Annotated in this window: 8 protein-coding genes; 6 read left to right on the forward strand and 2 right to left on the reverse strand. The window is 68.4% G+C overall.

Translation table 11 applies throughout. The features are described from left to right. A partial coding sequence (locus tag ACT4N8_RS03645; RefSeq protein WP_444856775.1) for an AMP-binding enzyme occupies nucleotides 1-269 on the forward strand: 269 nt, incomplete at its 5' end. On the opposite strand, the gene ACT4N8_RS03650 is transcribed toward ACT4N8_RS03645, so the two are convergent. Continuing rightward, on the reverse strand, nucleotides 266-643 hold the full coding sequence (locus tag ACT4N8_RS03650) for a hypothetical protein (protein WP_444856776.1): 378 nt from the start codon (nucleotides 641-643) through the stop codon (nucleotides 266-268). The genes ACT4N8_RS03645 and ACT4N8_RS03650 overlap by 4 nt on opposite strands. A gap of 35 nt (nucleotides 644-678) precedes the next feature. Between ACT4N8_RS03650 and trmB the strand changes: the two genes are divergently transcribed. Together trmB and ACT4N8_RS03660 are read left to right on the forward strand one after the other, a co-directional pair. Then, nucleotides 679-1,359, forward strand: coding sequence for a tRNA (guanine(46)-N(7))-methyltransferase TrmB (gene trmB, locus ACT4N8_RS03655; protein ID WP_444856777.1), 681 nt, complete (start codon nucleotides 679-681; stop codon nucleotides 1,357-1,359). A gap of 9 nt (nucleotides 1,360-1,368) precedes the next feature. Beyond that, complete coding sequence (locus ACT4N8_RS03660; protein ID WP_444856778.1) at nucleotides 1,369-1,722, forward strand: hypothetical protein; 354 nt, start codon at nucleotides 1,369-1,371, stop codon at nucleotides 1,720-1,722. Between the two features lie 4 nt (nucleotides 1,723-1,726). Here the strand turns inward: ACT4N8_RS03660 and ACT4N8_RS03665 are convergent, their stop codons facing one another. Further along, nucleotides 1,727-2,881: a PQQ-dependent sugar dehydrogenase gene (locus tag ACT4N8_RS03665; RefSeq protein WP_444856779.1), complete on the reverse strand. Its 1,155-nt coding sequence runs from the start codon at nucleotides 2,879-2,881 to the stop codon at nucleotides 1,727-1,729. A gap of 84 nt (nucleotides 2,882-2,965) precedes the next feature. Between ACT4N8_RS03665 and ACT4N8_RS03670 the strand changes: the two genes are divergently transcribed. The 3 genes from ACT4N8_RS03670 to nusA all read left to right on the forward strand — a co-directional run. Further along, on the forward strand, nucleotides 2,966-3,550 hold the full coding sequence (locus ACT4N8_RS03670; protein WP_444856780.1) for a hypothetical protein: 585 nt from the start codon (nucleotides 2,966-2,968) through the stop codon (nucleotides 3,548-3,550). 127 nt (nucleotides 3,551-3,677) lie between these two features. Further along, on the forward strand, nucleotides 3,678-4,220 hold the full coding sequence (gene rimP, locus ACT4N8_RS03675) for a ribosome maturation protein RimP (RefSeq protein ID WP_444856781.1): 543 nt from the start codon (nucleotides 3,678-3,680) through the stop codon (nucleotides 4,218-4,220). A 5-nt stretch (nucleotides 4,221-4,225) separates the two neighbouring features. Continuing rightward, a partial coding sequence (gene nusA / locus ACT4N8_RS03680) for a transcription termination factor NusA (protein WP_444856782.1) occupies nucleotides 4,226-5,043 on the forward strand: 818 nt, incomplete at its 3' end.

The following is a 5,043-nucleotide window of genomic DNA, read 5'->3' on the forward strand; positions in this document are numbered from 1 at the left end:
TCGAGCTCGCGATCGACGCCGTCCCCGGCGTCGGTGAGAGCGCGGTGATCGGCGTCCCGCATCCCGATCTGGGCGAGGCCGTGGTCGCGGTCGTCACCCGAATCGATCCCGGTCTCGACGAGACCGCACTGCTTACCGGAATCGCCGGCCTCGCCCGCTTCAAGCAGCCGCGCCGAATCCTCTTCGCCGACGCCCTGCCGCGCAACGCGATGGGCAAGGTGCAGAAAGCGGCGCTACGCGAGGCGCACCGCGATCTGTTCGCGGACTAGCTCGCCTCCTCGCAGCGCACCCGCCAGGTCCGTCCGCGATAGAGCAAGGTTCCGACATAGGCATTGCCGCGGCGGCGCGTGTCGAGACGTACAAGATAGCGCGCGGCATTCGCATCGACGAGATCGAGCTTGAGCGTGTCTTCGTCGATCCACGCCTGGGCGACGGCCGCGCCGCCGCTGTTCACGGTGCTGATCTCCTCGCCGCCGTCGCTGATCGTTGCTTGAACGATGCCCGCGCCGACGCCGTGGCCGACCGTCATGGCAAGGTCCATCCCGGGATAATCCGCGACGGTGCAACCGATGGTGCTCGTCGCCAGCGCTGGCGCGCCGCCGCAGAAGAGCAGGGCGGCGGCGATGCAGCTTGCGAGTCTCATGGCAAAGACGATAGCAGCACTCCGCCCAAGCCGACATGAACGATCCCGCCACCATTCGCCGCCTCTACGGCCGCTCCAAGGGACGGCCGCTGCGCGCCGGCCAGTCGGAGCTGGTCGAGCGACTGCTGCCGCAGATCGCGGTGCCGATGGAAGGACCGATCGATCCTCACGCCTTGTTCGGCGACAACTGCCCGCTCCATTTCGAGATCGGCTTCGGCGGCGGGGAGCATCTCGCTTACCGCGCCGATCTGCTGCCCGATCACGGCTTCATCGGGGTCGAGCCCTTCCTCAACGGCGTCGCCGCCGCGCTCGGCCACATCGGCGAAAAGCATCTCGCCAACGTGCGGCTGCACATGGGCGACGCGCTCGACGTGCTCGAGCGGCTGCCCGACGCGAGCCTGCGCTTCGTCTACCTGCTCCATCCCGATCCCTGGCCCAAGGCGCGCCATGCGAAACGGCGGATGATCAATCCGGGCCCGCTCGATCTGATCGCGGCGAAGATGGAGCAGGGCGGCGAGTTCCGGCTCGGCACCGACGATCCGACTTATTGCCGCTGGGCGATGATGGTGATGAGCGGTCGCCGGGACCTCGAATGGCTCGCCGAGAGCGCGAAGGACTTCCTCGTCCGCCCCGGCGGCTGGCCCGAGACGCGCTACGAGGCCAAGGCGCGGCGCGAGGGCCGCGAGGTCTGGTATTTCCGCTACCGCCGGGTGTAGCCTGCCGGCATGGAGAACGGGGCGGCACCGGAACGCGATTGGCGGACGCGCGGCTGGGTGCTGCTCGGCCTCGGACTGTTCCTCGTCCTGTTCATGGGCGCCATCGCCTGGAACCTCTATCCCTCGATCGCCGCGCCGGGCGTCGAAGCTGGAGGCACGACCTATACTGGCACGGCTGAGGACACGCAGTTCGTCCTCGGCATCTTCGCGCTCGTCATCGGCTACGGCCTGATCTGCACGGCGAACGGCGCGTTCATGATCGCGACCGGGCGGCGCAGCCGGGCCCTGACCGCGATCCTGCTCGTCATTTTCGCGATCCTGATGGCGATCGGCTGGGCGATCCGGAAGAAATGGATCGTTTGAGCCGCTAAGGCGCCGGCGTCAGCCTGAGCAGCCGCCCGCCCGAGCCGTTGCGCTCATCCTCAAGCAGATAGACCGAGCCGTCGGGATGCTGCTCGACCTCGCGGATGCGCTGACCCATCGCGAAGCGCTCCGCCTCGCGCGCGGAGTTGCCGTCGATCGTCACCCGGACCAGCGCCTGGCCCGAGAGGCCGCCGATCAGCGCGCTGCCGCGCCACTGCGGGAACATGGCGCCGGTGTAGAAGATCAGGCTGGAGGGCGAGATGACCGGCGTCCAGGTGATTTCGGGCGCGTTGAACTCGGGCCGCGTGTCGTGATCGGGGATCGGGCGGCCGTCATAATGATCGCCGTTCGAGACGGTCGGATAGCCGTAATTCGAGCCACGCTCGATAAGGTTGAACTCGTCGCCGCCGCGCGGGCCCATCTCATGCTCCCATAGCCGCCCGTCTGGCGCGAAGGCGAGGCCGAGCGGGTTGCGGTGACCAGAGCTCCAGATCTGCGCAGTGACGCCGCCACGGCTCGCAAACGGATTGTCGGCGGGCACGCTGCCGTCCGGATTGAGCCGCAGCACCTTGCCGGCACTGGAATTCATGTCCTGCGCCGGGTCGAATTCCTGCCGGTCGCCCGAGCTGATGAAGAGATGGCGCCCATCGGGCGAGAAAACGATGCGGTGGGCATAATGACCCCGCCCGTCGAACTTCGGCACCTGCCGCCAGATCACCTGGAAATTCTCGAGCCGCGCCGCGCCGTCCGCCACGACCAGGCGGCCGCGGCCGACCGCGGCGCCGCGCATACCGCCATCGCCCACCTCGGCGAAGCTCAGATAGATCATGTTGCTCGTCGCGAAATCGGGGGCGAGGACGACATCGCCGAGCCCGCCCTGGCCGCCATAATCGACCGCCGGCACCCCGCCGACGTCGATCGTGCCGGCGCCGACTGTCCACAATTTCAGCACCCCGCGCTTCTCGGTGATCAGCGCCTGGCGGCCGCCGGGCAGGAAGGTCATCGCCCAGGGCTCGTCGAAGCTGGCAATCTCCTCGACCGCGAACGGCCTCGCCGCCGCCTCCCCGCCGCTGCCCTGGCCGGCATTGCCGGCGTCGCTCGCGGCGGTGCAGCCGATCAGCGCGAGAAAGGGAAAAGCGAGCGAGCGGAACCTGTGCATGCGAAAACTCCAGCCTTGGCGCCCACCCCGTGCCTGCATACCGCCGCCATTTCCATTGTGCGAGGCTTGCAATAGGATCGGGCGATGAACCGTGCCGCCGCGCTCGCCCTTGCCTTTGCTCTCGCCGCCTGCGCCGTCGTGCCGCCCGCCGAATCGCCGCAGGACCGGTTCTTCGCCCGGCTGAGCTCGCTCTGCGGCAACGCCTATGAAGGCCGGGTCGTCACCACCGACGCCGCCGACCGCGACTTCGCGGCGAGCCGGCTGGTGATGCACGTCCGCGAGTGCGGCCCGAACGAGATCCGCATCCCTTTCCATGTCGGCGGCAACCGCTCGCGCACCTGGGTGATCAGCCGCACCGGCGCGGGCCTCCGCCTCAAGCACGACCACCGGCACGAGGACGGCAGCGAGGACGTGCTCACCCAATATGGCGGCGACACGATCAGCTCGGGCAGCGCGACCCGGCAGGAATTCCCCGCCGACGCCTTCTCGCGCGACCTGTTCGCCCGCCAGAACATCCCGGTCTCGATCGCCAATGTCTGGGCGGTGGAGGCCGACACGCCGCGCGCCACCTTCGCCTACGAGCTGAGACGCCCGAACCGCTATTTGCGCGTCGAATTCGACCTCGATCGTCCGGTCCCGGCCCCGCCGCCGCCCTGGGGCAGCCGCTGAATCCGCGCTTGCCCCTCTTCACGCTCCCGCCTATATAGCGCCTGCCTTTCTCGACATCGTCAGACGTTGAGGTCGGTCCCGGGGACGGGGCCGGCGGCGGGAAGGCTTTGTATTTCGAGGAGCGCGCGTGGCGGACATCGCCGAGCTGACCAGGATCATCGCACCCGAGGCGGAAGCCGAGGGGCTCAGCCTCGTGCGGGTGATGATGATCGGCGGCACCGACGATCCGACGCTGCAGGTGATGGCCGAGGACCCGGCGAGCCGCCAGCTGACCCTGGGCCAGTGCGAGACGCTCTCGCGGCGGCTGTCCGAGCGGCTCGACGCGCTGGAGGCGGAAGGGGCCGATCCGATCGAAGGCGGCTACCGGCTCGAGGTCAGCTCGCCCGGCATCGACCGGCCGCTGACGAGGGCCAAGGATTATGACGACTGGAAGGGCCACGAGGCGCGCCTGACGCTGAGCGAGCCGCTGAACGGCCGCAGGCAATTCACCGGCGATCTCCTCGGCATGGAGGGCGAGACCGTGCTGATCGACGTACGCGGGGTCGGCCCGACCGCGCTGCCGCTCGCCGCGGTGCATTCGGCCAAGCTGCTCTTGACCGACAGGCTGATTCAGGCGACCGCGCCGCTTTCCGTGGACGGCGCCGACGACATTTTGGAAGGACAGGACTGAGCTTTATGGCCACCGAAGCCACCACCGCCGCCGGAGCGCCCGGCGCCGTCTCCGCCAACAAGGCCGAGCTGATCGCGATCGCCGACGCCGTCGCGCGGGAGAAACTGATCGATCGGATGATCGTCATCGAGGCGATGGAAGACGCGATCCAACGCGCCGCCCGCGCCCGCTACGGCGCCGAGAACGACATCCGCGCCAAACTCGATCCGACCTCGGGCGACCTCCGCCTGTGGCGCGTCGTCGAGGTGGTCGAGGAGGTCGAGGACTATTTCAAGCAGGTCAACCTCGAGGACGCAGCCAAGCTGCAGAAGGATGCCAAGCTCGGCGACTTCATCGTCGACCCGCTGCCCCCGATCGAGTTTGGCCGAATCGCCGCCCAGGCCGCCAAGCAGGTCATCTTCCAGAAGGTCCGCGACGCCGAGCGCGAGCGGCAATATGAGGAATTCAAGGACCGCGGCAGCGAGATCATCACCGGCGTCGTCAAGCGCGTCGAGTTCGGCCATGTCGTCGTCGATCTGGGCCGCGCCGAGGGCGTGATCCGCCGCGACCAGCAAATCCCGCGCGAATTGCTCCGCGTCGGCGACCGGGTGCGCTCGATCATCCTCAACGTCCGCCGCGAGAACCGGGGCCCGCAAATTTTCCTCTCCCGCGCCCATCCCGAGTTCATGAAGAAGCTGTTCGCGCAGGAAGTGCCGGAGATTTACGACGGCATCATCGAGATCAAAGCCGCCGCCCGCGATCCGGGCAGCCGCGCCAAGATCGGCGTCCTCTCCCACGACAGCTCGATCGATCCGGTCGGCGCCTGCGTCGGCATGAAGGGCAG

It is taken from the genome of Sphingosinicella sp. (genome assembly GCF_052387495.1).
In the GTDB taxonomy this organism is placed as follows: Bacteria; Pseudomonadota; Alphaproteobacteria; order Sphingomonadales; family Sphingomonadaceae; genus Allosphingosinicella.

Bases quoted from the DNA above. Each gene is read 5' to 3' on its own strand.
- ACT4N8_RS03650 (WP_444856776.1), bottom strand. From the start codon at position 643: ATGAGACTCGCAAGCTGCATCGCCGCCGCCCTGCTCTTCTGCGGCGGC.
- ACT4N8_RS03660 (WP_444856778.1), top strand. From the start codon at position 1,369: ATGGAGAACGGGGCGGCACCGGAACGCGATTGGCGGACGCGCGGCTGG.
- ACT4N8_RS03670 (WP_444856780.1), top strand. From the start codon at position 2,966: ATGAACCGTGCCGCCGCGCTCGCCCTTGCCTTTGCTCTCGCCGCCTGC.
- trmB (WP_444856777.1), top strand. From the start codon at position 679: ATGAACGATCCCGCCACCATTCGCCGCCTCTACGGCCGCTCCAAGGGA.
- ACT4N8_RS03665 (WP_444856779.1), bottom strand. From the start codon at position 2,881: ATGCACAGGTTCCGCTCGCTCGCTTTTCCCTTTCTCGCGCTGATCGGC.